At 72.2% G+C, this 24,865-nt stretch carries 21 protein-coding genes; 15 read left to right on the top strand and 6 right to left on the bottom strand.

Annotated features, from left to right (window positions below; all coding sequences use genetic code 11):
• Nucleotides 1-9: 9 nt before the first annotated feature.
• Entirely contained in the window at nucleotides 10-405 is a 396-nt protein-coding gene (locus ABD340_RS48035) for a hypothetical protein (RefSeq protein ID WP_425547429.1), read from the bottom strand.
• Here ABD340_RS48035 and ABD340_RS23810 point away from each other — a divergent pair.
• The 6 genes from ABD340_RS23810 to ABD340_RS23835 are packed head-to-tail and all read left to right on the top strand — an operon-like array spanning nucleotide 341 to nucleotide 8,394.
• Nucleotides 341-2,458 (top strand): serine/threonine-protein kinase, encoded by a 2,118-nt coding sequence (locus ABD340_RS23810; RefSeq protein WP_425547430.1) that lies wholly within the window; start codon nucleotides 341-343, stop codon nucleotides 2,456-2,458. The genes ABD340_RS48035 and ABD340_RS23810 overlap by 65 nt on opposite strands.
• Nucleotides 2,459-3,781: a PP2C family protein-serine/threonine phosphatase gene (locus tag ABD340_RS23815; RefSeq protein ID WP_344591716.1), complete on the top strand. Its 1,323-nt coding sequence runs from the start codon at nucleotides 2,459-2,461 to the stop codon at nucleotides 3,779-3,781.
• A complete protein-coding gene (locus tag ABD340_RS23820; protein ID WP_344591717.1) occupies nucleotides 3,778-5,178 on the top strand; it encodes a VWA domain-containing protein in 1,401 nt (466 codons plus the stop codon). Before ABD340_RS23815 ends, ABD340_RS23820 begins: the two co-directional genes overlap by 4 nt.
• Before the next feature lie 4 nt (nucleotides 5,179-5,182).
• The gene (locus tag ABD340_RS23825) at nucleotides 5,183-5,995 is read left to right on the top strand and encodes an FHA domain-containing protein (RefSeq protein WP_344591718.1); all 813 of its coding nucleotides are present in this window, start codon (nucleotides 5,183-5,185) and stop codon (nucleotides 5,993-5,995) included.
• Nucleotides 5,992-7,545 (top strand): hypothetical protein, encoded by a 1,554-nt coding sequence (locus tag ABD340_RS23830; protein WP_344591719.1) that lies wholly within the window; start codon nucleotides 5,992-5,994, stop codon nucleotides 7,543-7,545. The genes ABD340_RS23825 and ABD340_RS23830 overlap by 4 nt, the downstream gene beginning before the upstream one ends.
• 24 nt (nucleotides 7,546-7,569) lie before the next feature.
• The gene (locus tag ABD340_RS23835) at nucleotides 7,570-8,394 is read left to right on the top strand and encodes a glutamate ABC transporter substrate-binding protein (RefSeq protein WP_344591720.1); all 825 of its coding nucleotides are present in this window, start codon (nucleotides 7,570-7,572) and stop codon (nucleotides 8,392-8,394) included.
• 11 nt (nucleotides 8,395-8,405) lie between these two features.
• On the opposite strand, the gene ABD340_RS23840 is transcribed toward ABD340_RS23835, so the two are convergent.
• Nucleotides 8,406-8,762: an STAS domain-containing protein gene (locus ABD340_RS23840; RefSeq protein WP_344591722.1), complete on the bottom strand. Its 357-nt coding sequence runs from the start codon at nucleotides 8,760-8,762 to the stop codon at nucleotides 8,406-8,408.
• A 413-nt stretch (nucleotides 8,763-9,175) separates the two neighbouring features.
• Between ABD340_RS23840 and ABD340_RS23845 the strand changes: the two genes are divergently transcribed.
• From ABD340_RS23845 to hisC, 7 genes are all read left to right on the top strand, one after another.
• Nucleotides 9,176-9,850 carry a lysophospholipid acyltransferase family protein gene (locus ABD340_RS23845; RefSeq protein WP_344591723.1) on the top strand — a complete coding sequence of 225 codons (675 nt, stop codon included), beginning with the start codon at nucleotides 9,176-9,178 and terminating at the stop codon, nucleotides 9,848-9,850.
• Nucleotides 9,851-9,926: 76 nt separating this feature from the next.
• Complete coding sequence (locus tag ABD340_RS23850) at nucleotides 9,927-10,643, top strand: hypothetical protein (protein ID WP_344591724.1); 717 nt, start codon at nucleotides 9,927-9,929, stop codon at nucleotides 10,641-10,643.
• A 78-nt stretch (nucleotides 10,644-10,721) separates the two neighbouring features.
• A complete protein-coding gene (locus tag ABD340_RS23855) occupies nucleotides 10,722-10,922 on the top strand; it encodes a hypothetical protein (protein WP_344591725.1) in 201 nt (66 codons plus the stop codon).
• A gap of 144 nt (nucleotides 10,923-11,066) precedes the next feature.
• Complete coding sequence (locus ABD340_RS23860; protein ID WP_344591726.1) at nucleotides 11,067-12,401, top strand: SPFH domain-containing protein; 1,335 nt, start codon at nucleotides 11,067-11,069, stop codon at nucleotides 12,399-12,401.
• An 83-nt stretch (nucleotides 12,402-12,484) separates the two neighbouring features.
• Complete coding sequence (locus ABD340_RS23865; RefSeq protein WP_344591728.1) at nucleotides 12,485-13,159, top strand: NUDIX hydrolase; 675 nt, start codon at nucleotides 12,485-12,487, stop codon at nucleotides 13,157-13,159.
• A gap of 76 nt (nucleotides 13,160-13,235) precedes the next feature.
• Entirely contained in the window at nucleotides 13,236-13,550 is a 315-nt protein-coding gene (locus ABD340_RS23870) for a DUF6401 family natural product biosynthesis protein (protein ID WP_344591729.1), read from the top strand.
• A 31-nt stretch (nucleotides 13,551-13,581) separates the two neighbouring features.
• Nucleotides 13,582-14,655, top strand: a complete 1,074-nt coding sequence (gene hisC / locus ABD340_RS23875) for a histidinol-phosphate transaminase (protein ID WP_344591730.1) — start codon at nucleotides 13,582-13,584, stop codon at nucleotides 14,653-14,655.
• A 341-nt stretch (nucleotides 14,656-14,996) separates the two neighbouring features.
• On the opposite strand, the gene ABD340_RS23880 is transcribed toward hisC, so the two are convergent.
• Nucleotides 14,997-16,325 carry a transcriptional regulator gene (locus ABD340_RS23880; RefSeq protein WP_344591732.1) on the bottom strand — a complete coding sequence of 443 codons (1,329 nt, stop codon included), beginning with the start codon at nucleotides 16,323-16,325 and terminating at the stop codon, nucleotides 14,997-14,999.
• A gap of 763 nt (nucleotides 16,326-17,088) precedes the next feature.
• The gene (gene murA / locus ABD340_RS23885) at nucleotides 17,089-18,375 is read right to left on the bottom strand and encodes a UDP-N-acetylglucosamine 1-carboxyvinyltransferase (protein ID WP_344591912.1); all 1,287 of its coding nucleotides are present in this window, start codon (nucleotides 18,373-18,375) and stop codon (nucleotides 17,089-17,091) included.
• 282 nt (nucleotides 18,376-18,657) lie between these two features.
• Here murA and ABD340_RS23890 point away from each other — a divergent pair, with 282 nt between their 5' ends.
• Nucleotides 18,658-19,692 carry a suppressor of fused domain protein gene (locus ABD340_RS23890; protein ID WP_344591733.1) on the top strand — a complete coding sequence of 345 codons (1,035 nt, stop codon included), beginning with the start codon at nucleotides 18,658-18,660 and terminating at the stop codon, nucleotides 19,690-19,692.
• Between the two features lie 87 nt (nucleotides 19,693-19,779).
• Here ABD340_RS23890 and ABD340_RS23895 read toward each other — a convergent pair whose 3' ends face one another.
• Nucleotides 19,780-20,244, bottom strand: coding sequence for a hypothetical protein (locus ABD340_RS23895; RefSeq protein ID WP_344591735.1), 465 nt, complete (start codon nucleotides 20,242-20,244; stop codon nucleotides 19,780-19,782).
• 202 nt (nucleotides 20,245-20,446) lie between these two features.
• Between ABD340_RS23895 and ABD340_RS23900 the strand changes: the two genes are divergently transcribed.
• Nucleotides 20,447-23,836, top strand: a complete 3,390-nt coding sequence (locus ABD340_RS23900) for an AAA family ATPase (RefSeq protein WP_344591737.1) — start codon at nucleotides 20,447-20,449, stop codon at nucleotides 23,834-23,836.
• A gap of 113 nt (nucleotides 23,837-23,949) precedes the next feature.
• Here ABD340_RS23900 and ABD340_RS23905 read toward each other — a convergent pair whose 3' ends face one another.
• Complete coding sequence (locus ABD340_RS23905; RefSeq protein ID WP_344591738.1) at nucleotides 23,950-24,861, bottom strand: NmrA/HSCARG family protein; 912 nt, start codon at nucleotides 24,859-24,861, stop codon at nucleotides 23,950-23,952.
• Nucleotides 24,862-24,865: the final 4 nt, after the last annotated feature.

The raw sequence follows: 24,865 nt of genomic DNA on the forward strand, positions 1-24,865 counted from the left end.
GCCGTGTGATCAGGCCGGCTGTCCGGGCAGTGTCCAGCCGGACGGTTTCTGCGACGAGTGCGGGATGGCGCCCGCCGCCGCCGGCTCGGCGGCGTCCGCTCCGGTGGCGGCGGGCCCCGTGCTGCCGGGCCCCGTGCTTCCGGGCCCCGTGCTTCCGGGGTCGGCGCCGCCCGAGGCCGGTTCGGTTTCGCCGACGACGCCCGCCGCGATGGCGTCGCCCGGTTCCGAACCGTCCTCGGGGCCGAGCGGGTCCGGGTCCCGTGGGTCGTCCGGGCGTACGGCGACGCGCGGTACACAGGGCAGCGGCGGGACGGGGTCCACCGGGTCGGCGCGGCGCGGGATGCTGGGCGCGGGGCTGGTCGAGGTGCCGCCCGTCCCGTACCGCGACCCCGCCTCGGCGATCATGGAGCGGCCGGAGGTGCCGGAGAGCCGGCGGTTCTGCAGCCGCTGCGACGCCCCGGTCGGGCGGGGACGGGAGGGGCGGTCCGGCCGGACGGAGGGTTTCTGCAAGAACTGCGGGCATCCGTTCTCGTTCACGCCGAAGCTGAACCCGGGGGACTGGCTCGGCGGGCAGTACGAGGTCCTGGGCTGCCTGGCGCACGGCGGGCTCGGCTGGGTCTACCTGGCCCGCGACCACAACGTCAGCGGCCGCTGGGTGGTGCTGAAGGGGCTGCTGGACACCGGCGACTCCGACTCGATGGCCGCCGCGACCGCCGAGCGGGCGTTCCTGGCCGAGGTCGAGCACCCCAACATCGTCAAGATCTACAACTTCGTGCGGCACGGCGGGTCCGGCTACATCGTCATGGAGTACGTCGGCGGCCGGTCGCTTAAGGACATCCTGCTGGGGCGCCGCCGGGAGGAGGGCGAGGACGCCGCGCTCCCGCTCGGCCAGGTGATCGCCTACGGGCTCGAGGTGCTGCGCGCCTTCGGGTACCTGCACGGGGTGGGGCTGCTCTACTGCGACTTCAAGCCCGACAACGCGATCCAGTCGGAGGAGCAGCTCAAGCTGATCGACCTGGGCGGGGTGCGGCGCGCGTTCGACGTCAACAGCCCGATCTTCGGCACGCCCGGCTACCAGTCGCCGGAGATCGCCGACCAGGGCCCCTCGGTGAGCTCGGACCTCTACACGGTGGGCCGCGCGCTGGCGGTGCTGAGCTTCCCGTTCCGCGGCTACACCGGCCGCCATCTGCGCAGCCTGCCGCCGCGCGGCGAGGTGCCGCTGCTGGTCCGGTACGAGTCGTACTACCGGCTGCTGCGGCGGGCCACGCACATGGACCCGGCGCGCCGGTTCCAGAGCGCCGAGGAGATGGCCGAGCAGCTCACCGGGGTGCTGCGGGAGGTGCTGTCGGCCGACGACGGGAAGCCGCGCCCGGCGCCGTCGGCGCTGTTCGGGCCGGAGCAGCACGCCGCGGGCACGGAGATCGTGAGCGGCCTGGCCGCCGGCGCGTCCCGCACCCGGGTGAACGGCGCCGCGCCGGTCGCGCGGAGCGAGGGCGGCGCGGCCGCGGCCCTTCCCGCCGGGACGGGCCCGGTGCTGGCGCCGCTCGCGCCCGCCGCAGCGGCCGCCGCGCTGCCCGTGCCGCTGGTGGCGAGCGCCGATCCGGCGGCGGGTTTCCTGGCCGGGCTCACCGCCCGCGACCCCGACGAGCTGGCCGCCGCGCTCGAAGCCGCCCCGATACCGTCCACCGAGGTGAGCCTGGCGCTGGCCCGGGTCCGCGTCGAGCTGGGCGAGCCGGCCGGGGCGGAGCGGCTGCTGGAGGAGATCGCGGCCGGCCAGCCGGACGACTGGCGGACCGACTGGTATCGGGGCGCGGCCGCGCTGGCCGCCGGGCGGTTCACCGACGCGGTGGCGATCTTCGACGATCTGTACGACCTGATGCCGGGCGAGACCGCGCCCAAGCTGGCGCTGGCGTTCTGCCACGAGTGCGCGGGCGCGACCGCCGACGCCGACCGCTGCTACGAGACGGTCTGGCGCACCGATCCGACGTTCGTGAGCGCCGCGTTCGGGCTGGCCCGGGTGCGGCTGGCGGTCCGCGACCGCAAGGGCGCCGAGGAGGTGCTCGACTCGGTCCCCCGCATCTCCAGCAACTACCTGGCCGCGCAGCTCGCCGCCGTCGGCGCGGCCGTGCGCGGGCGGCCGCCGGAGGAGCTGGACGCCGCCGTCCTGGCCGGTGCGGGCGGGCGCCTGGAGTCGCTGCGGCTGGACACCGAGCGCTACAACGTTTACGCCGCCGAGGTGCTGGAGGCCGCGCTGGCCTGGCTGAAGTCGTCCGGGACGGACCCCGCGCAGGGCGGCGGCGCGGCCGGCGAGCTGCTCGGCACACCGCTGACCGAGCCGGCGCTGCGCCGCAGGCTGGAGGAGATCTACCGGCTGCTGGCCAAGCTCGCCGATGGTCACGGCGACCGGCACGCCCTGGTCAAACGGGCGAACGCCGTACGTCCGAGGACGCTGTTCTGAATGGACGGCGACCGGAGCGGCGGCATGGGCGATGACATGGGCGACGGCGACGTCGCGCTGTCCTGCGGGTGGTGCGGCGAGCCGCTCGAACCGGGCGACCGGTTCTGCGAGGCGTGCGGGAAGGCTCCGCGCGGGCCGCGCGCCGTCATCGAGATCCCGGAGATCCGTCCCGAGGCGGTGCTGGAGACCTCGTCGCGGCGGACCCGGAGCGAGCCGGCCGCCGAATGCGCCGACTGCGGCGGTACCGGGATCGACGCCGACGGCTACTGCGACGGGTGCGGGCTGCGCCAGCCGACCGGGAACGAGCATGTCGAGATCGAGCTGGCCGGGCCGCTGGTGGCGGAGGTGCGGGCCGCCGGGGTCAGCGATCTCGGGCATCGCCGGGGCCGCAACGAGGACGCGATCGCCATGGCCGCGCTGCCCCGCACCGTCTGCGCGGTGGTGTGCGACGGCGTGGCGTCCGCGCCGGGGTCGGACCGGGCCGCCCAGGTCGCGGCGGACACCGGCGTGGTGGCGCTGACCGAGCGGCTGGTCGAGGGGGACGGCCCGGAGGCCGCCACGCGCGGCGCCGTCGACCGGGCCAACCGCGCCGTCACGGAGCTCGCCGCCTCGCCGCACAACCCGCCCGCCTGCACCTACGTCTCCGCCGTCGTCGCGCCGCAGGGCGTCACGATCGGCTGGGTCGGCGACAGCCGCGCCTACTGGATCTCCCTCGGCGCCGCCGCCCCCGCGTCCGGCGCGCGGACGAACGGGACGAACGGGCATGGCTCCGCGCTCCTCACCCGGGACGACTCGTGGGCCGACCTGATGATCGCTCGCCGCACGATGACCGCGGACGCCGCGCGGTCCGATCCCCGGGCGCACCTGCTGACCGGCTGGCTGGGCGCGGACGCCGACGTCTTCGCCCCGCACGCGGTCACCTTCCGCCCGCGCGGGCCCGGCATGGTCCTGATCTGCAGCGACGGCCTGTGGAACCACCTGCCCGAGCCGGCCGTCCTGGAGGCGGCCCTGGCCCGCGCCATTGCGGAGACGCCCGCCGCGAACGAAGACCCGGACGCCCGGCCGCCCACCAACGGACGTCACCGCCGGAACCACTGGCGGCACCGGCACCGCCCGGACGACGACACGCCCGGCGCGGGCCTCCTCTCGCTGGCGCGCGGCCTCGTCCAGGCCGCGCTGGACGAGGGCGGGCACGACAACGTCACGGTCGCGCTCATCCCCTACCCGCCGCCACCGCCCGCCATCGCCCCCGCTCCCGCCACCGCGCAGCGTTCCCCCGCCCCCGATGCCCCGGACGGACCCACAAGGGAGCCCCCCAGATGAGCGACCTTCCCGAGTTCAGCATCCGTGTCGACCAGAACCCCTTCCTCCCGGCGGGCGGCCGCGAGATGCACGCGATCGTCACCGTCGAGGCGTCCGGCGCCGTGCCGTCCGCCGCGTCCTCCGCCGAGGCGGCCGAGGTGATCATCATCGACTCCTCGGGTTCGATGTCGTACTCGGGCAAGATGGCGGCGGCCAAGCGGGCCGCCAAGGCCGCGCTGAACGTGCTGCGCGACGGGGTGCACTTCGCGGTCGTGGCCGGCGCCAACCAGCCGCGCATGATCTACCCGAAGGGGCAGCGGCTGGCCCGGGCCGACGCCGAGACCCGGCGGGCCGCGGCGAGCGCGGTGTCCCGGCTGGATGCGGCGGGCGGCACCGCGATCGGGTCCTGGCTGCGGCTGGCCGACCGGCTGTTCGAGGAGCACCGGGACGCCGTCCGGCACGCGATCCTGCTCACCGACGGCAAGAACCAGCACGAGAGCGACGCCGAGCTGGACGCGGCGCTGGTGCGGTGCTCGGGGTCGTTCGGCTGCGACGCCCGCGGCGTCGGCACCGACTGGGACGTGGCCGAGCTGCGCAAGATCTCCTCCGCGCTGCTGGGGACGTTCCTGGACGTGCCCGACCCGCAGGACCTGGAGGCCGACTTCCGCGAGATGACGGCCGCCGCGATGGGCAAGCGGGTCGCCGACGTGGCGCTGCGCGTGTGGACGCCGCGGAACGCCGGCCTGCGCTTCCTCAAGCAGATGGTGCCGACCGTCGAGGACCTCACCGAACGGCGGTCCGGGGACGGGCAGATCGGCGACTACCCGATCGGCGCGTGGGGCGCCGAGGACCGCGAGTACCACCTGTGCGTGGAGATCCCGGCCGGGGACGTCGGACGGCAGATGCGGGCCGCCTGGGTGAAGCTGGTCGTCCCGGGGTCCGGGCCCGACCAGGGCGAGCGCGAGCTGGCCGCGGGGAACGTGCTGGCCGAGTGGACCGACGACGAGGGCAAGTCGACCCGGATCAACGCGCGGGTGGCGATCCACACGGGCCAGTCGGAGCTGGCCGAGGCCATCCAGGAGGGGCTGGAGGCGCGCCGGCAGGGCGACGAGGAGCGCGCCACCGCCAGGCTGGGACGGGCCGTGGCGCTGGCGGGCGAGGTCGGCAACGAGCAGATGGCCGGGCTGCTGGACCGGGTCGTGGACGTCATAGACCGGGAGTCGGGCACCGTGCGGCTGAAGCGGGAGGTGTCCAAGGCCGACGAGATGGCGCTGGACACCCGTTCGGTCCGGACCAAGCGGACCGTGCACCGAACGGGTGAGACGCCGGCCGGAGGGATCGCGGCCCGCGATCCGGACACGCGCGATCCGGGCACCCGCGCCACGCGTCCCACATCACAGGGACCTGGTGAGGGGTGAGGCCATGCCGATCTGCCCGAGCGGCCATACGTCCGGCGCCGGCGACTTCTGCGACGTCTGCGGGGATCTGATCCCGGGGGCACCGCGGGTCCGGCTCGACGCCGATGAGGGCGCGGCGCCGGCCGCCCCGTCCGAGGCCGCGGCGCAGGAGGCGGGGGAGACCTGCCCGCTGTGCGGTACGCCCCGTTCCGGGCGGTTCTGCGAGGAGGACGCCTACGACTTCGAGACCGGGTCGGTGAGCCACACAGCCCAGATGCTCGCCGAACCGCCCGAACCCGCGGCCCCTCCCCCGCCCGCGCCCGCGCCGCCGCGGCGGGCGGAGCCGGCATCCGTCCCGCCGCCTCCGGATCCGGCGGGCCGCCCGCGCTGGACGGTCGTGATCAACGCCGATCGCGCGTACTACGACTCGGTGATCGCGATCGGCGGCCCGGACGCCGCCTCGATCGCGTTCCCGCCGTACTGTCCGGAGCGGCGGATCGGGCTGTCGGGCGAGCAGATCCGCATCGGCCGGCGCAGCGTGTCCCGCGGGACCGTCCCGGAGATCGATCTGAGCGTCCCGCCGGAGGACCCGGGCGTCTCGCACACGCACGCGGTGCTGCTCGCCCAGCCGGACGGCACGTGGACGCTCGTCGACCCCGGGTCCATGAACGGCACCACGCTGAACGGCGGCACCAAGCCCATCGACGTGAACGTCCCGGCGCCGGTCGGCGACGGCGACCGCATCCACGTCGGCGCCTGGACCACGATCACGCTCCGCCTCCAGGGCGGGCCGCCGGACGGTTCGCGGACGGGGCCGGGGGGAGGCTCGCCGACATGAGCCGGCCGCAGACGGCGCCCACGGCCAAGCCCGCGCCGCAGGCGACGCCGCAGACCCCCACCACCCCGCCCGAGGAGGCCCCGGCACGTTCCGGCGCGAAGTCGGCGGCGCGTCCGGGGAGCCTGCTGCGGACGTTCGCCTCCGGCCGCTGGCTGGAGACCGTACCGGGCCGCCTCCGGCTGCACGCCGCGCTCGCCCTGGGCGCGGCGGCGCTGCTGCTGGCCGCGCTCACCATGGCGATCGGGAACGCCCGCGACGGCGTGCAGACCATCGGGCACGACGCGGGCCCGCAGGTCGTCGCCACCGGCGACCTGTTCTTCGCGCTCAGCGACATGGACGCCCAGGTCGCCGACGTCCTGCTGATCGGCCGGGAGCACGGCCTGGGCATCGGGTACGACCGCTCGCTGCAGCTGTACGACCAGCGCCGCCGCGAGGCCGGCCAGGCGCTGGTGCAGGGCGCCCAGCTCGCCGGGCAGGACGCCGACCGGCAGCGCACGGTGCGCGAGACGATGGAGGCGCTCGGCAAGTACGAGCGGCTGGTGGGCGAGGCGCTCGTCCTCGACCGGGAGGCCGGGCACGCGGCCGGGGAGCCGCCGGGCGCCGTCCTGGACGCCTACCGGCAGGCCACCGACCTGATGCGGATGGAACTGCTGCCCCGCGCCTACAACCTCACCCTCGACAGCGGCGCGACCGTCCGGCAGGAGTACGAGGACAAGCGGCAGGCCGTCCAGGACGGGCGGATGTGGGTCGGCCTCGCGGGCGCGCTGCTGCTGGGCGTGCTGATCGTCGCGCAGATCTCGCTGGCCCGCGGGTTCCGCCGGACGATCAACCCCGCGCTGGCGCTGGCGACGCTGGCGACGCTGCTGCTGACGGGGGCGGGCCTGGGCGTGCTGTCCGGGCACGCGAACCAGCTGCGGACGGCCAAGGAGGACGGCTTCGACTCGATGCTGACGCTGTCCCGGGCCCGCGCGATCAGCCACAGCGCCTTCGCGGACGAGAGCCGCTACCTCCTCGACCCGCGCCGCGCCGACACCTACGAGCAGACCTACCTCGACAAGGCGCTCTCGGTGCTCTACATCAACGCGGGGGACCGTCCGCTCAACCTGGAGACGTACTACCCGCTGGTGGACCGGACGGCGCGGGCCTACGCCGCCGACCCCCGCCGGATCGGCTTCCTCGGCTTCTACGCCGACCAGGCGGCCAAGGCGCGGACGCCCGCCGAGCACCGCGCCCTGGCCCGGACGATGAGCGCGTACGCGGTGGTGCTCGACAACGACCGCCGGATGCGGGAGATGGCCGCGCGCGGCGACCGGGCGGGCGCGATCCGGCTGCGGATGAGCCAGGGGAGCGCCGGCGCGATCAGCGCGTTCCAGGAGTACGACCAGGCGCTGGTGCGGCAGACCGCGGTGCACCGCGCCGCGTTCGACGAGGCGATCGGGGCCGCCGACGGGGGCCTGCGCGGCTGGACGGTGCTGCCCCCGGTCGCGGCGCTGGTGATCGCCGGGCTGGTGCTGGCCGGGGTGCGGCCTCGGCTGGCCGAGTTCCGCTGACCGCCGAGGATGGAGGAGCAGACGATGCGCATCTCCCGGACGGCCGCGGCGGCCGTCGCGCTGGCCGCCGGCGCCGCGCTGGGCGGCTGCGGCCTGGACGCCGCCGAGCGCCTGTCGGTCGCCGCCAAACGGTCCCTGGTCATCGGCGTGAAGGCCGACCAGCCCGGGCTCGGGCTGCGGGACGGGACCGGCGCGTACACCGGCTTCGACGTCGAGGCGGCGGTCTACGTCGCCGGGCGGCTGGGCGTGCCGCGGGACCGGGTCACGTTCCGGACGACCCCGTCGTCGATCCGCGAGCGGGCGCTGGCCGGCGGCGAGGTCGACATGATCTTCGCCACGTACTCGATCACCGCGCCGCGCAAGACCGAGGTCACCTTCGCCGGCCCGTACTACGTGCCGCACCAGGACACCCTGGTCCGCGCGGACGACGACTCGATCCGCAACGTGCGCGACCTCAAGGGCAAGCGGCTGTGCGAGGTCGCCGGCTCGAACTCCTGGCGGCGGGTGATCGAGGAACGCAAGATCCCCGCGGTCCGGGTGCGGTCGCCGACCTACAGCCAGTGCATGACCATGCTCGCCGACAAGCGGATCGACGCGGTCTCCACCGACGACCTGATCCTGGCCGGGTTCGCCGCGGGCCGCCCGGTGAAGATCATAAACGCTCCGTTCACCGACGAGAAGTACGGCGTGGGACTGCGCAAGGGCGATCTGGACGGCTGCGAGGCGGTCAACCGGGCGATCACGCAGATGTACCAGTCCGGCCACGCGCAGCGGCTGCTGGACAAGTGGTTCGCCAAGTCCGGCCTGCGGCTGGCCACCAGCGTGCCCCAGTTCGAGGGCTGCTCCTGACCGGGAGCGCCTCAGGAGGGGGACGCGGTGGAGGGCAGTGCGGTGATCGCCTCCCGCAGCGTGTCGTAGATCGGGATGAACTCGTCCACGGCGGTGATCCGGAACACCCGCCGCACCCGCGGCGGCAGCGCGACCAGTGCGATCGCGGTGCCGCGCTCGATGGCGCGCCGGTTGGCCGTGACGATCACGTTGAGGCCCGTGGAGTCACAGAAGGTGACCTGCCGCATGTCGACGACCATGGGGCCGCCGGTATCCAGCGCCTCCGCGATGGTGGCCTCGAACGGCTCGCGGGACACCACGTCGATCTCGCCGCGCACCCGCACGACGGCGCAGCGATCCTGACGGAGCAGATTCACGTCGAAGTCCATGGGCAACCTCCCGCCCCGAGTATGGGCTACCCGCGACCGGCCCTGGTCGCCCCCAGGATCGCGCACCCGCGCCCGCAATCCAAGTCCGCAGGGCAAAGGTCCTGGTCGCCCCGTACGTCCCCGACGTTAACCGATCTTCGCCGGTGCCCGGACCGGGGACGCCCCAATCCGGCCGGTTCGGCTACCGATCGGAAACCTACTTTTGGGTAAGAAATGGTCCGGGGATTGGATCGGCCGTCCAATGTCGATGACTTCCGCCACCCCCTTCCAAGCCTGGCACATCCTCACCCGTCGCCGCGCTGACCTGCGCGGAAACCATTCCGGTGCGCGCGTCGTCGGGAGGATAGACCGATCGCGGTGGGGGATGGATCGGCGCAGACGTTACAGTGGCGGTGCCGAATTCTGGAGGCTGGGTGTTCTACACGTTCATGGCGCGCGTCGTGGCCCCGATCCTGCGCGCGCTTTTCCGGCCGCGGGTCGAGGGGCTCGAGAACGTCCCGCTCTACGGGCCGCTCATCGTGGCCAGCAACCACCTGTCGTTCATCGACAGCTTCATCATCCCGCTCTCGATCCCGCGACCGGTGACGTACGTCGCCAAGGCCGACTACTTCGAGGGCAAGGGCCTCAAGGGCTGGTTCGTCCGCTGGTTCCTGACCACCCTCGGGCACGTGCCGATCCAGCGCGGCGTCGGCCGGGCCGCCATGTCGGCACTTGAGCAGGGCAGGGACGTCCTGGCCAACAGCGGCGCCTTCGCGATCTACCCGGAGGGCACCCGCTCCCTCGACGGCCGGCTCTACCGCGGCCGCACCGGGGTCGGCTGGCTGGTGCTGGCCTCCGGGGCCCGGGTGCTCCCGGTGGCCCTGGAGGGCACCGAGAAGATCCAGCCGATCGGCGCGTCCAGGCCGCGCATCCTCGGGCCGCGGCCCACCATCCGGATCGGCGCCCCGATGGACTTCACCCACTACCGCGACCTCCCGCCCGGCAAGGCCCGCCGCGCCATCACCGACGAGATCGTCGAGACGATCCACAAGATGTCCGGCCAGGAGTACACCGGCACCTACAACGACCGGGCCAACGCCTCCATGTGATCCCGGGTGCCCCGCTTGGTCAAAAGGCGTGTCGCCGGAACCGGATCCGGCCGCGCCCGCCGTAATGTCACCAGGCATGGCCCACAGGCTCCTTTCGACGGCGATGCTCCTGACGGTGACGGCCACGGCCGCGGTCGCGTGCGGCGGCGACGGCGATGACCGGACCAAGCAGGTGAACGCGAACGGGCGGGCCAGGCTCGCCGGTACCTTCTACACCTCCGACCAGCTCGAACAGGCGCTGCTCACCGAACCGGTCGGCTACCGGCGGTCCGGCGACACCGACTCCGGCGAGTACGGGGGCCTGAAGTCCATCCAGAACTTCAACCAGCTCCAGCGCCAGGTCACCCTCGACAAGCCGAAGTGCAGCAACGCCGGCGGCGCCCGTCCCGGCTCGCCGCCGATGGACGAGAGCGCCCCCACCGCGATCGCCTCGTTCGTCAAGGACAACGGGCAGAACGTCACCGAGACGCTCATGGCGCTGCCCGCCGACACGGCCGCCAAGCACGTGAACGCCCGGGTCCCGGCCGGCTGCGTCACGTTCCGGACCAAGGTCGGCGACCAGTGGGCCGAGCACCGGGTGTTCGAGGCCCCGCCCGGCACCATCGGCGAGGGCTCGCGGACGGTAGGGGTCACCACCGTCAGCGGCCAGTCGCACGTCAAGACCTGGTACGTGGTGCTGCGCGGCCGCCGCTACCTGGCCACGATCAGCCTGATCGGCGCCGCCGCCACCCGCGCCGAGGCCGAGCAGCTCGCCCGGCAGGCCGACGCGCAGGCCAATCGCGTCCTGCCCTGATCGCCGATCACAGTCGCGACCCCTTCGGCGGAGCGGATACGGTTCCCGTACCTGACGGCTGAACGAGCGGGGGAGCCCTTGATCGGCAAGGAGGGCCGGGTCACCGGCAAGATCGGACCCGGTCTGGTCGGAGAGGTCATGATCCCGATCCGCGGCGGGGTGGAGGCGTTCTACGCCCACCCCAGCGATCCGCGCGACGAGTACACGGTCGGCATGATCGTGGTGGTCGTCGAGTACCACCCGCCCCGCACCGTGTACGTGGCGCAGGCCATCGTCTGATTCGACAGGGCGTTCGATTTCCGTCCGATATCGGCCGAAAGCAAAACCGAACGTCCGTTTCCTGCGTCAAAGGGGCGACATCGAGGGTGCTCGGTTCCGCCGCCGTCGCGCCGGACCGGCCCTCCCGCTCCTTGAGGAGGTCGTATGCCCGTGATCATGGTGGCGGTCATCGCGGTCGCCGTCATCGTCCTGATCATTCTCTTCAAGATGGTCTGGCGGGTGGCGGAACCGAACGAAGCCCTGATCATCTCCGGGCTGGGCGCCAGGTCCAAGCCGATCGACGGCGTGGACAGCCTCGGCTTCAAGATCATTACCGGTAAGGGCACGTCCGTGCTGCCCGGCTTCCAGGTCGCCCGCCGGCTCCGGCTCGACAGCCGCGCCGCCAACCTCGAGGTCCACTGCGTCACCCAGCAGGGCATCCCGGTGAAGGTGCGCGGCGTGGTCATCTACAAGGTCGGCGACGACCTCGTCTCCATCGCCAACGCCGCCCGGCGCTTCCTGGAGCAGCAGGACTCCGTGGACAACGCCATCCACGAGCTGTTCACCGGCCACCTGCGCTCGATCATCGGCAACCTGACCGTCGAGGACCTGATCCTCAACCGGGAGCGGATGACCAGCGAGACGCGCAGCTCGGCCGCCGACGAGATGAGCAAGCTGGGCCTGGTCGTCGACTCGCTGCAGATCCAGGAGATCGACGACGAGACCGGCTACATCAGGAACCTGGGCCGCCCGCACGCCGCCAAGGTCGCCTCCGCCGCCCGGATCGCCGAGGCCGAGCGGGACCAGGAGGCCACCCAGCGCGAGCAGGAGACCGAGCGGCAGAAGGCCGCGGTGATCCGCGACACCGAGATCAAGAAGGCCGAGTACGACGGCCAGGTCAAGCAGGCCGAGCAGCAGGCCCGCCAGGAGGTCATCCAGCGCGAGACCCGCAACGCCGAGCTGGAGGCCGAGCGCACCGAGCGGCAGCTGGAGAGCCAGGTCCGCAAGCCCGCCGACGCCAAGGCCTACGAGCAGGTCAAGCTGGCCGAGGCCGAGCGCGAGGAGCGCATCGCCTACGCCCAGGCCGCGGCCACCGAGGTCCAGCTCAAGGCGCAGCGCGAGTCCGAGGCCGTCCGCCTGATGGGCGAGGCCGAGGCGGAGGCCACCCGCCGCAAGGGCCTGGCCGAGGCCGAGGCGATCAAGGCCCGTGCCGCGGCCCTGGCCGAGAACCAGGAGGCCGTCATCGCGCAGCAGCTCGCCGAGAACTGGCCCCAGATCGTCGAGGCCGGCGCGGGCGTGTTCGGCAACGTCGACAACATGGTCGTCCTGAACGGCGCCGAGGGCGTGGACGAAATGCTCGCCAAGGCCCTCACCCTGGGCGGAACCGGCCTGGGCCTGGCCCGCTCCCTGCTCAACAACATGAACGGCACCCAGAACGGCCAAGGCCACAACGGCGCCACGGTCCCGGCCGTCCCGGTGACCAAGCCCGAAAACGACTGACGCCGAGAAACCCCGCGCTCCACTGGGAGCGCGGGGTTCGTCTTTGCCCGCCGTGGAAGCCCGCTCCCCATAGTGTTGAGGGCATGTCCGTGCCCCGGCTTGCCGTCACCGTTGATCTCGTCGTCCTGACCGTGCGGGAGCAGCGGCTCAGCGCGTTGACGTGGCGGCGGGACCGGGCGCCGTACGACGGATGCTGGTCGCTGCCGGGCGGGTTCATCCAGCTGGACGAGGACCTGCCGGTCGCCACCTCGCGGATGATGGCGGAGCGGGCGGGGCTGGCCGATGTGCGGATCCATCTGGAGCAGCTGGCCACCTACGGGTATCCGGACCGCGATCCCCGGCAGCGCGTGGTGAGCGTGGCCTACCTGGGCCTGGCGCCCGACCTGCCGGCGTCCAGCCGGGCGCAGGTGCTGTGGACGGCCGTGGACGAGCTCAAGGAGCGCGATCGGGCGGCGTTCGACCACCGGCGGATCCTTTGCGACGGCGTGGAGCGGGCCAGGGCGAAGCTTGAGTACACCTCGCTGGCGGCGGCGTTCTGCCCGCCCGAGTTCACCGTGGCCGAGCTGCGCCGGGTGTACGAGATCGTGTGGGGGACCGGGCTCGACCCCCGCAATTTCCACCGGAAGGTGACCGGCGCGGACCGGTTCCTGATCCCGACGGGGCGGACCACGACCCGGGACGGCGGCCGGCCCGCCCAACTTTACGTTCGGGGCGACGCGGAGCAATTGCGCCCGCCGATGCTGCGTCCCCGCCCCTGACCTGGTCAGGCCAGTCCCGCGGACCGTTCATGCCATTCCTCCGGGATTGCTAGCTTGGGGGGCTATGGATGGCGATTTGTCCGAAGAGCTCGGATTTCTCGTTCGGGACATCGGCGAAGCCGGGATCGCGGAGATGGCCGGCTCGCCGGCCCTGGCGGCCGACGTCGACCAGCACGCCGCGGCCGTCCGCGACCTGCTCGTGGGGCCCGGCGGCTCGCATCCCGAGCCGGACGCGCTGATGACCTACCTGCACGGCTTCGCGGAGGACGCGTTCAAGCGGGGCTGGTGGCCCGACAGCACGCGCGACTGGGAGTTCGTCAGGATCGTCACCGTGTGCTGGATGATGCGGCAGGGCGGACCTCCCCGGTCCGGGGACGACTCCGTAGGCTGAGGCGCACCACCGCAGAACGAGGAGGACAACGGTGTCCGAGGCAACCAGCCCGCGCTTCCGCTCCGTGCTCGACCGGTTCCAGGCGTACAAGCCCGGCAAGGTCGTGGTCTCGCCCGAGGGGCGCTCGTTCAAGCTGTCGTCGAACGAGTCGCCGTTCGGGCCGCTGCCCTCCGTCCTGGCCGCGATCGGCGAGGCCGCGCAACGGGCGAACCGCTACCCCGACAACAACTGCACCGCCCTGACGGAGGCGATCTCCGCGCACTACGGGATCCCCGCCGATCACATCGCGGTGGGCTGCGGCTCGGTCGGGGTGACCCAGATGCTGCTGGAGGCGGTCGCCGAGCCCGCCGCCGAGGTGATCTACGCGTGGCGGTCGTTCGAGGCGTACCCGCTGCTGGTGGCGCTGTCGGGGGCCACGTCCGTGCAGGTGCCGCTGCGGGACGAGACGCACCACCTGGCCGCCATGGCCGACGCGATCAACGACCGCACCCGGCTGATCTTCGTCTGCAACCCGAACAACCCGACCGGGACCGTCGTGCGCCGCGCCGAGCTGGAGGCGTTCCTCGACCGCGTCCCGGCCGACTGCCTGGTGGTGCTGGACGAGGCCTACCGCGAGTACATCCGCGACGCCGACGTCCCCGACGGCCTGGGCCTCTACCAGGACCGTCCCAACCTGGCGGTGCTGCGGACGTTCTCGAAGGCCTACGGACTGGCCGGGCTGCGGGCCGGTTTCCTCGCGGCGCATCCGGTGGTGGCGGAGGCGATCAGGAAGACCTACCTGCCGTTCAGCGTGAACGCGATCGCCCAGGCCGCGGGCGTCGCCTCCCTCGCCGCGGCCGACGAGCTGCTCGAACGGGTTGAGAGCACCGTGAAGGAGCGCGAGCGGGTCCGTAACGGCCTACTGGCGGACGGCTGGACCGTGCCCCCCACCGAGGCCAATTTCGTCTGGCTACGGCTGGGAGAGCGCACCATGGACTTCTCCGCGGCCTGCGACGCCCAGGGCGTCAGCGTCCGCCCCTTCGCCGGTGAGGGCGCACGCGTCTCCATCGGCTCCCCCGAGGAGAACGAGGCGTTCCTGGCCATCGCCAAGGCCTACCGTTGCTAAAGACTGATCATGAGTTGCTCAGCCGAACACCCCGAACGGTCCTGGGTGTTCTGGTCCGCCGCGTTCCTGCCGCGTCCGGCTCCAACGGCGGTTTCGCACCCCCACAGCAGCTAGGGCCCGTCCACAGCGAGCGGCATCCAGGTGCGTGCCGGGGCCGCGCTGATCCCGTGTTGCCTGGCCCCAGCCACCGCGCGAGCGCGCTACCTGGCCGGTGAGACGATGCCGAAGGCGAGCCTCACCGGCCAGATCGCGAAGCGATGTCGCGCTCGCACCAAGCCTGGTCAGGGTGCGAGCCGCTAGGCGAGTGCCCTGGGCCAGGATTGCAATGAACACAGCGGCCGTCAGGTTCCGGCCTTCGGGCCCAGCTTCTCGACGATCAGCCGGTAGAGCTGCCGCGGCCGGCCCGGCTGCGGCGTCCGGTTCGGTGGCAGCGGCCACGCCAGGCCCTCCTCGACCAGGGTGCGCAGCAACCGCCGGGCGGTGCGCGGGGTGACGCCGAGCATCTTGCCGGCGTTCTCCGCGTCCACGATCAGCGGCTGCTCCTGGTCGCCGAGTTTGTCGGCGAGCCGCGCCAGGATCTCCAGGCCCTTCGGCTTGGCCTGCGGCTGCGCACGCGGGGGCGTGCGCGGCGCGGGCACCAGCGCGCGGCCGTCGCGGTCGAGCGCGAAGCCCTGCGCGCGCTGGGAGCTCTGCGAGCGGGCCAGCGCGGCGCGGGCGTGCGTCTCGGCCTCGTGCGCCGTACGGCCCATTCCGATCCCGACCTCGATCGCCAGGCCCAGCTCCTCACGGACCCGTTCCACGAACGGCGGCGTCCGGAAGCCCTCGGTGCTGGCGGTGACCGAGCCCCTGGTGGCGATGACGAGGTAGCTGTGGTCGTCCAGCGGCCACACCGAGGCGTTCATCCGGTGCGCCTCCTGGAGGAGCACCCGGTGCAGCGCCAGCTTCAGCTCGTCGCGCCAGTACCTGGGGGTGACGCGGCGCGGGGTCTCGCGCAGCGTCGGCACGTCCACCAGCACGACCACCAGCTGCGACTCCTCCAGCCGGTGGTGGGCGCCGAGCAGCGCCGCGGTCTGCAGCGAGCTGCGGATCGCCGCGCCGGTCGGCCGGACCCGGATGGTCGGCACCCCGGCCATCTCCATCCGCTCGGCGGTGGCGTGCACGCAGGTCATCGCGACCGTGGTCGCGCCGCGCCGCCACAGCCGCTCGTGGAAGGCGGCCAGCGTGCCCGGCCCGGCGGCCTCCTCGCGCAGGTGGACCTGCTCGGTGCCCAGGCTGATCTCGGCGTAGGCCTCCTCGACCTCGGCCCGGCCGAGCACGTCGATGCTCACCCGGCCCGGATCGAAACGCTCGTCCAGTGAGGCCCGCAGCAGCGCGCCCTGCAGGGCGGCGCCGTTCAGCGGCACGTAGGTGGCCGGCATGGTCAGCACGCCGGCCTTGCGGGCGAAGTCGTACGGCACCGGGCTGGCGAACAGGCATACGTCCACCCCCGAGCCCAGCCGCACGACCTTGTCGGCCGCCTCCTGCTCGTCCCGATATGCGGCGGCCACCAGCCGGCTCGGCACCGGCGTGGGGCCATGTCCCATCAGCATGACCCGTTCGACCAGGTCATGCGGGCCGACGACGCCGATAGTGAGGTCGGGGGTAACCGAGCCCGTTCTCGTGGTCGTCATCGGCGATCGCTCGCTTCCCGACCATCCTCTTGGTGGGGGTCCTGCCCCGGCCATGCGTTCGCGCACGCTCCGCCCAACGGTTGACTCATGGCTTGTCGCCCCTGCCTTCTGACCCTGCACCGCAATCCCGCGATTCGTTCCCTCAGTGGGCAGATCGGGTCAGGGCGACCTGATGTGACGCCCAGACGCGAAATCGAATCAAGAGTGCGGCGAAAAAGTAACCTACGCGACCCCCTAGTCAGTAATTTGTCACCAATCGGTCAGTCTTGATCCTGCATCTTCGGTCGTCCGAAGTTGAAAAACAAGACCCGAAAACGCCGCAGAGCCCTGCCTGTGGCGCCGATGTGCACTACAGGGACCCGTGCGGCGTCCGATTAGTTTACGCAGGGGCCGAAATTCGACCGATCGGCTTCACTGACCCCAGAAACGCGAGTGATCCGCACTTTTTTCGTGCGCGAAGGCTGCGGGACGCGTGCGACCGTAAGTTTCTGCCGGTCATACGGTCGTCCTGGCGGTTGGACGGTTCCAGACCGTTCGTGGCCGCGCGGCCGGCGACGAACGCCCGCGCGACCACCATCGGCCAGCAAAAGTGCCCGTCGCCCGGCTCCGAAGGGCCGGATTGGGGTCCGGGAAGTCAGATGGCGGTCAGAAGGGAGGGTCAGGCCCTCTGTCAGGGCGACCGGCGGACAGCCCGAAAGCCGTCCCGGAGACGCCGCGGCCCGCCCGGAACGTCCGGGCGGGCCGCGGGTCCGTCACAGCACGGTCAGAGGGTCTCGCGGGTGATCTCCGCGCCCAGCTGCGAAAGGCGCTCGGCCGTGTGCGCGTGGCCCCGGTCGAGGTAGTACGCGGAGGTGATGGTGGTCTCGCCCTCGGCGGCCAGCCCGGCCAGCACCAGCGCGCTGCCGCAGCGCAGGTCGTGCGCCTCGACCTCGGCGCCGCGCAGCCCGCCCGGGCCGTTGACCTTGGCCCGGTTGCCGTTGACCTCGATGTCGGCGCCCATCTTGGTCAGCTCGTCGGCCAGCTTGAACCGGCCGTCGAAGATCCGCTCGTAGATGTAGGACGGGCCGTCGGCCAGGCAGGACAGCGCCATGATCGGCGACTGCAGGTCGGTGGCGAAGCCCGGGTACTCGTCGGTGATCACGTTGATCGGGCGCAGCCCGCGCTCCCGGCGCACCTGCAGGACCGCGCCCTGCTGGTGGAACTCCAGGCCCATCTGCTCCAGCTTGTCGGCGGCGACGCCGAGGTGCTCCAGGTTGGCGCCCACCAGGCTGAGATCGCCGCCGGTGATCGCGGCGGCCATCACGAACACCCCGGTGTCGATCCGGTCCGGCATCACGGTGTGCTCGACGGCCGACAGCTCGTCCACGCCCTCGACGGTGACGAAGCCGGTGCCGCCGCCGCTGATCCGGGCGCCCATCCCCTGCAGCAGCTTGATGTTGTCCAGCACCTCCGGCTCCAGCGCCGCGTTCTTGATCAGCGTGGTGCCGCGGGCCAGCGCCGCCGCCATGATCAGGTTCTCGGTGCCGGTGTGCGAGGGGGTGTCGCAGTAGAGCGTGCCGCCGCGCAGGTCGCCGGCCTTGATGTGGATCTGCCCGGCGCCGTTGGCGCCGATCTGCTCGGTGACCGTCGCGCCGAGCCGTTTGAAGCCGTTGTAGTGGAAGTCCAAGTTGCGGCTGCCCAGGTTGCAGCCGCCGACCCCCTCGATCACCGCCTCGCCCAGCCGGTGCAGCAGCGCGGGCACGAACAGGAACGAACCGCGGAAACGCGAGGCGATGTCGGCGGGCAGCACCGGGCTGTCCAGGCTGGAGGCGTCGATCACCAGGGTGCGCTCGGCCTCGTGCAGCTCGGCCTTGGCGCCGACCGCGCGGGCGAGCTCCACCGCGCGCCGCACGTCCTCGATGATCGGGACGTTGCGCAGGACCGTGCGGCCCTTGGACGCCATCAGCGAGGCGCCGATCATCGGCAGGACGGCGTTCTTCGCGCCCTGGATGAAAACGGTGCCGTGCAACCGTCGGCCTCCGCGCACGCGGTAGCGAACCTCGTGGCCCATGCTCATGCCGCTTAACTCCTCACTCAACTGCGGATACGGTCCTGCTGGTTCAAATGACTGCCGGGACACGAGGGTCGGGCGCGTGCCGGACGGTGCCCCCCGCCTGCACGGTCTTCATTGCACTACCCGCCCCCAGTAAACCACCGGGACGGAGGCGAGCAGTCCCGTGCGCACCCCCTTGACGCCAGTCTTGTCTCTATGACCGTTGAATGTAGGGAGAAGTTCAGGTTTTTCCGGCACGTCTCCGCGTACCCACCACCGACGCCCCTATGGTGAACGCCCATGGACGAGTCCAAAGCGGCTGGCTGGGAGGCCATCGACCGCGCCCTCGAACCCGTCTACGGCGACGCCGAGCCGCACCACTGGGGGACGCTGCTCCGCTGGCGATTGGGCGGGAACGACCCCCTCGACGGCATCAGCGCCTACCCGAGGACCGACCACTGGCACTACGTCTCGTACGGCATGAGCGAGCTGTACGAGAAGGACCCCGGGAGCGACCCGGAGGTCTCCGGCTGGGGCTTCGAATTCACCTTCCGGCTGGCCCGCTCAGAGGACACCCCGCCGATCTGGCCCGCGAACCTCCTGCAGAACCTGGCCCGGTACGTGTACACCTCCGGCAACTGGTTCGAGGCCGGGCACCACATGGACGTCAACGGCCCGATCGCCGCCGACCGGGACGACTCCGCGATCCGCGCGATCATGTTCGCCGAGGACCCCGAGCTGGGCACGGCCTCCACCCCGCACGGCCGCCTCCAGTTCCTGCAGATCGTCGGGCTGGCGCCGGAGGAGTACGAGGCGGCCCGGCAGTGGAACACCATGTCGCTGCTGGACGTCCTGGCCCCCCGGCTGCCGCTCTACGTCACCGACATCGACCGGACCTCGCTGCTGTCGGACCCCGAACTGGCAGCGGCCGTACAGGCAGGCATCGAACGCGACGGCTCCAGCAGCGGCATGCTCTTCGTGTCCACCGCCGACTGGCACGAGGAAGACGGCATCACCCTGCGCCTGGGCGCCCTGCAGGCGCCGACGATCCGCCGGCTGCTGCGCGGCCGCCTCCCGTTCGGCCGCCCCCTGGTCCTCCAGTCCGAGAACGCCGTACTCCGCTTCGAACCCACCGACGGCTTCACACTGGAACACCAGGACGACGGCGCCCTGTCGGTAGGCATCCCCGAAACGGCACTGGACGACCTGATCCAGTCGATCCGCCCAGCGGCAGGCCGCACCCCAGTACGGTCCCTACCGGGCCTGACCGTCGAGATCGTCCCAACCCGGATGCGCGACGAGTACGGCCAGGAAACCGGCGAAGTAGTCGGCTGACCCCGAGGCAAGGGCAGCGAGCGGTTGCTCTAAAGGGGGCGGGGCTCCCTCCTCCCCTTCGGGCGAGGAGGGAGGCCCGCAGTTCGATCAAGGCCGCGGTGCCGCGTGCCACCACGCGGAGAGCACCGGTTCCTCGATGATCTTGATGCCGGACACCCGCCAGCACTCGCCGTCGGTTCCGTCCGTCGACCCCTCCAGGACCGCCGTGAATCCGTCGATCCGGTAGCCGTCAACGAAGAACCTCTTGGCGATGGGGGCCACCCTGTCGGCCACCTCCGACCTCTCCTTGACGAAGAAGCCGGACATGGTCAGCCAGATCTCGTTGTCCTTGCTGACGTGGTCCATGGGGTCCTTGGGGGAGGCCACCGTGACGGCCTTCCAGATCTTGCCGTCCGCGGCGGGGGCGTCGCCGGCGAGGCTCGCGATGATGTCGAGTTTCACCTTGACCCCACTCCCGTACCAGCGCGCCGCCGTGGCCTTCGCCACTGCGATGAGCTCCCTCTTGTCGTTGCCGAAGACGACGAACTGCGCGAGCTCACTTGTGGGCTTCATTGAAGTCCTCCGTTTGTGTCGAGTCGACCCTCGTCGGGCCGCAGAGCATCAGGAATACGTGGCGCGTACTCCCTGGTCGGCTACTGTCCGCGCGGCCCGACGAACGGCAAGGGGGCCGGGGCGTACGGCAGGCTTTAGGCTGTTCGGGCCCGATCGATTGGTGTTTTAGGGGTTTGCAGTGGGGTTGCCGGAACATCTGGGGGTGCTGCTGACCGATGAGCCGGTACTCGACCTGTTCTCGCAAGCGCCGTGGCGGGTGCCGGACGGGACGGTCCAGGGCGTCCGGAAGCGGCTCGAAGAGGTCATCGCCAGGTGGGACGGGACGGCCAAGCCCGGTTCCGCCGTGTTCGACGTGGTCCGGCCGCTCGTCGACTTCCTGTGCGGCGCCGGTGCGCTGGGCGGCGCGTACTGCGACCTGGCCGGCGAGATCCTGCGGCCCTATCTGATCTACCCGGCGGCCGAGCCGATGAGATACCACGTGTCCCAAGCCGTGAGCGTCCCGGAACCGCCATGGCTGCGGGAGCGGTTCGGCGTCGAGAAGGCGTTCGAGATCGTCCGGGATCTGCTGGGGACGCTGGAGGGACTGGAGCCGCTGGAGCCGCGCCGGCGGGCGCTCCTGAAGATGTTCGGCGACCCGCCGTCCGGCACCGGGAACCCGTACGCCGACGCCTGGCGGGACCGGTGGGCGGCGCACGTCGGGGACGACGTCCTGGCGGCTGTGCCCGAGGCCGCGGGGCTCGCCGGCTATCTGGAGTGGATCTGCGGCGGCCTGTTCGCCGTGCACCGGAAGCTGCGCGGCACCGTCCCCCGAGCCGAGGACGACTTGCGGCTGGTCCGCAACCTCCTGCTCACGGCCAAGGTCGGAGCCGTGCCGAACGCCCTGCTGTCGGCGGTGCCGCCCGAGCGGTTCGGCGGCCTGATCGACGATTTCGCCGTGGTCCGAGACGCGTTCTCCATCGGGGAGTGGGAGGTGGAGATCCGGTCGTGGCTGCGGCAGGCCCTGTGGAGGGGCGAGGCGGACGCCTGCCGCGCCTGGCTGGACATGGCGGCCCGGTTCGCACTCGTCGCCTCGGCCGCCGCGAACGGGGGTGCGCCGGAAGGGCCGGTGTCCGACCCCTACGTGCGGCTCGTGCGCGATTTCCAGAACGACCTGCGGGAGATCTGGGGTCCCCGCCGCCGGATGCCGGCCAACCCGCTCGCCGCCGGCACGGGGGACACCGCGGGCTCCGACGGCGCGCTCACCGACCTGGCGGACGGGATCATCGACCAGCCCGAGCTGGCCGCGGCCGTCCAGGACGCGGCCGGCGGGTCCGCCCCGGTCCGGCTGATGCTCGCCGGGCCGGACGGCACAGGCAAGCGCCGGGCGGCCAAACGGATCAACGAGCTGGTGACCGGACGGCCGGGGCCTGTGCACGGGCCGCCGTTCTGGATGTCGGCCGACTACCTCAACGGCCAGCAGATCTTCTCCGCCACCGGCTACCTGGCCGACCGCGCGGAGGAGAGCGTCGGGAAGCGGATGCTGATCATCGACGGCCTGGACGCCGTCGCCCGCGAGCCCTACAACGGCGAGGCGGTGATCGAGGAACTGCACCGGCTGATGGACCTGTTCCCCGAGCTGAACATCATCGCGATCTGCGAGAGCGGCGGCGACGAGCGGATCCGGGAGATCAACCCGGCGCTCGCGCTGCGGTTCACGGTGGCGCGGTCCCGTCCGTTCACCGCGGCGGGGTACCGGGAGCTGTTCGACAGGGCGGTACGGCGGCGTGGCGCGCGGGTCACCCGTCCCGCGCTGGACACCGCGGCGGAGCTGCTGTTCCGTACCAGGCCGGTGCGCAACATGCGCAACGCCCGGCTGGCGCACCGGCTTGCCGGAACTGTCGTCGAGACCGCCCGGCGGCGGGCCGGCGACGGTGCGGTCCCGGTGGTACGGCGGCCGGACATCCCGGCGAGCGTCGACGTCACCGGGGCAACCGGTGACCCGGCGGCCGAGCTGGCTGCCCTGACCGGCCTCGCCTCCGTCAAGCGGCAGGTCGAGCTGATCCTGGCCGAGGCGAGAGCGGCCGAGATGCGCGCCGCCGCAGGCCTGACCGTCACCCCGCCGACCCGGCACATGGTGCTGACCGGCAACCCCGGCACCGGCAAGACCGAGGTGGCGCGGCTGCTGGCCCGCTCGTTCGCGAACCTGGGCCTGCTGTCGTCCGGGCATGTGGTGGAGGTGACCCCGACCGACCTGGTCGGCCAGTCGTACGGCGACCCGCGCAAGGTGATCGAACGGGCGGTCGGCGGGGCGCTGCTGATCGACGAGGCGTACGTGCTCGGCAAGGGCGACTCCAATCCGATGGCGGACGCGATCGCCACGCTGGTCAAGCTGATGGAGGACCACGGCGACGACCTGGCGGTGTTCGCGTCCGGCTACCAGCGGGAGATGCAGGACTTCCTGTCCGCGAACCCCGGGCTGGCCTCCCGCTTCCCCGTCACGCTGCACTTCCCGGACTACACCGACGGGGACCTGGTGGAGATCTTCGTCGGGCAGGCGGCGAAGGCGGGCCTGCGGCTGGGCGACGGCGCCCGCGAGAAGGTCGCCGACCTGCTGCGCCGGGCGCCCCGCGGCAAGTCGTTCGGCAATGCCCGGGTGATGCGCAACCTGTGCCAGCGCGCGCTCCCCCTTCAGGCCGACCGCGTGCTGAACGCCGGGGGCGATCTGGCCGTCCTGCTGCCCGGCGACATCCCCGACTCCCTCAGCGGCGTGACCCGGACGGTCGCCGACGGCGACCCGTTCGCCGAGCTGGAGGCCATGGTCGGGCTCGACGACGTCAAGGCCGAGGTCCGCGCCCTGATGGCCGAGGCGCGCGTGCTGGAGGCGCGCCGTTCGGCGGGGCAGCGGGTTCCCACGCCGACACGGCACATGGTGTTCTCCGGCAACCCGGGCACCGCCAAGACGACGGTGGCCCGCCTGATCGCGCGCATATACGCCCGGCTCGAGTTGCTGTCGTCCGGGCACCTGGTGGAGGTGTCGCGGGCCGACCTGGTCGGCGAGTATCTCGGCCAGACCGCGCCGAAGGTCCACCGGGTCGTGGAGCAGGCGATGGGCGGCGTCCTGTTCATCGACGAGGCCTACGCGCTGCGCGAGGACCGCTTCGGGAGGGAGGCCGTCGCGGCGCTGGTCAAGCTGATGGAGGACAACCGCACGGACCTCGTCGTCATCGCGGCCGGATACGAACGCGAGATGTCGGTGTTCCTGGACGCCAACTCGGGTCTGCGCTCCCGCTTCGCCAAGCACCTGCGCTTCCGCGACTACAGCGACGGCGATCTCGTCGGCATCTTCGCGCATGCCGCGTCGGCGGAGGGCTTCACCCTCGCCGAGGGGGTGGCCGACGCCCTGTTGGAGTTGCTGCGCCTGGCCGGTCGCGGACCCTCGTTCGGCAACGGCAGGTTCATGCGCAATCTCCTGGACGCGACGATCGCCGCGCAGGCGCAGCGGCTCGCCGCCGGCGAGCTGCCCGGTACCGGCGACATCGTCACGCTGCGGGTCGAGGACCTCCCCGAGCCGCCCGCCGCCCCGGCCGACGCCCCCGGCGGCAATTACCTGTAGCCCGGGCCCGGCGGGACCTGCTGCTGGACATCGCCTTCGACAAGGAAGCGGACGACCTCCGCGAACTCACCGTCGGCAGATCGGCGGACACCGTCCGACAGCTCCCTGGGCGGTCATCGCATGTGCTTCTTGGCCCAGTTCTCGAAGCTGGTGAGGGGAATGCCCAGGTCTTGCGCGTACTGCGGGCGGGCCGGTTGGCCGGCGGTGTTCATCCACTCGTGTGAGGCGCCCATCGCGGGCATTCCGGCGGCGAGGGCCTCCTCCTCGGTCATGTTCGGCGCGGACAGTCGCGTGCCCAGGGTGCGGGAAAGGATCTCGGCGATCTCCGTCATCGACAGGTAGTCGCTCGCCAACTCCAGTTCGACACCGTCGAACCGCTCGGGTGCGGTGATGGCGGCGGCGGCCGTTGTGCCGATGTCGCACACCGCGGCCAGGGACAGTCGGGTCTCGGGGTTCAGGACGCTCACCAGGCCGCCCTCGATGCCGCGCGGGAACAGGAACGCCATGGACGGCAGGAAGTTCTCCATGAAGAAGCCCGGCTTGAGGAGCGTCCAGTGCGGGAATCCGGACTCGCGGAGCCGGTCCTGGATCGCGGCCTTGGCGTCCAGGTTGGGAACGATCGCGGCCCAGTGGTCGGCCCAGCCGGGGACCTCGGTGTGCCGGCCCGCGCCGGAGACGGACGTGTGCACGAACTGCGGCACACCGGCGGCCTTCGCGCCTTCGATGAGGTTGACGCCCTGGGTCGTCTCCCCTTCGTGGTCGAAGCCTTCCGCCGTCATGGCGGGCATCTGCACGGAGAAGACGGCGCGAGCGCCGTCGGCGGCCCGGGTCACCGAGTCGCGGTCGTGGAGGTCGCCGGCGACCAGTTCGGCGCCCAGGGCCCCGACGGCCTTGGCCCGGTCGGTGGACGGGTCGCGGACCAGGGCGCGGACGGGCACGCCAGCCGCGATCAGGGCGCGGGCGGTGGCGCCGCCCTGCCTGCCGGTGGCGCCGGTGACCAGAACGGGTGCGGAGTCTGCGGACATGATG

This window comes from Actinomadura vinacea (genome assembly GCF_039532545.1).
Classification (GTDB): domain Bacteria; phylum Actinomycetota; class Actinomycetes; order Streptosporangiales; family Streptosporangiaceae; genus Spirillospora; species Spirillospora vinacea.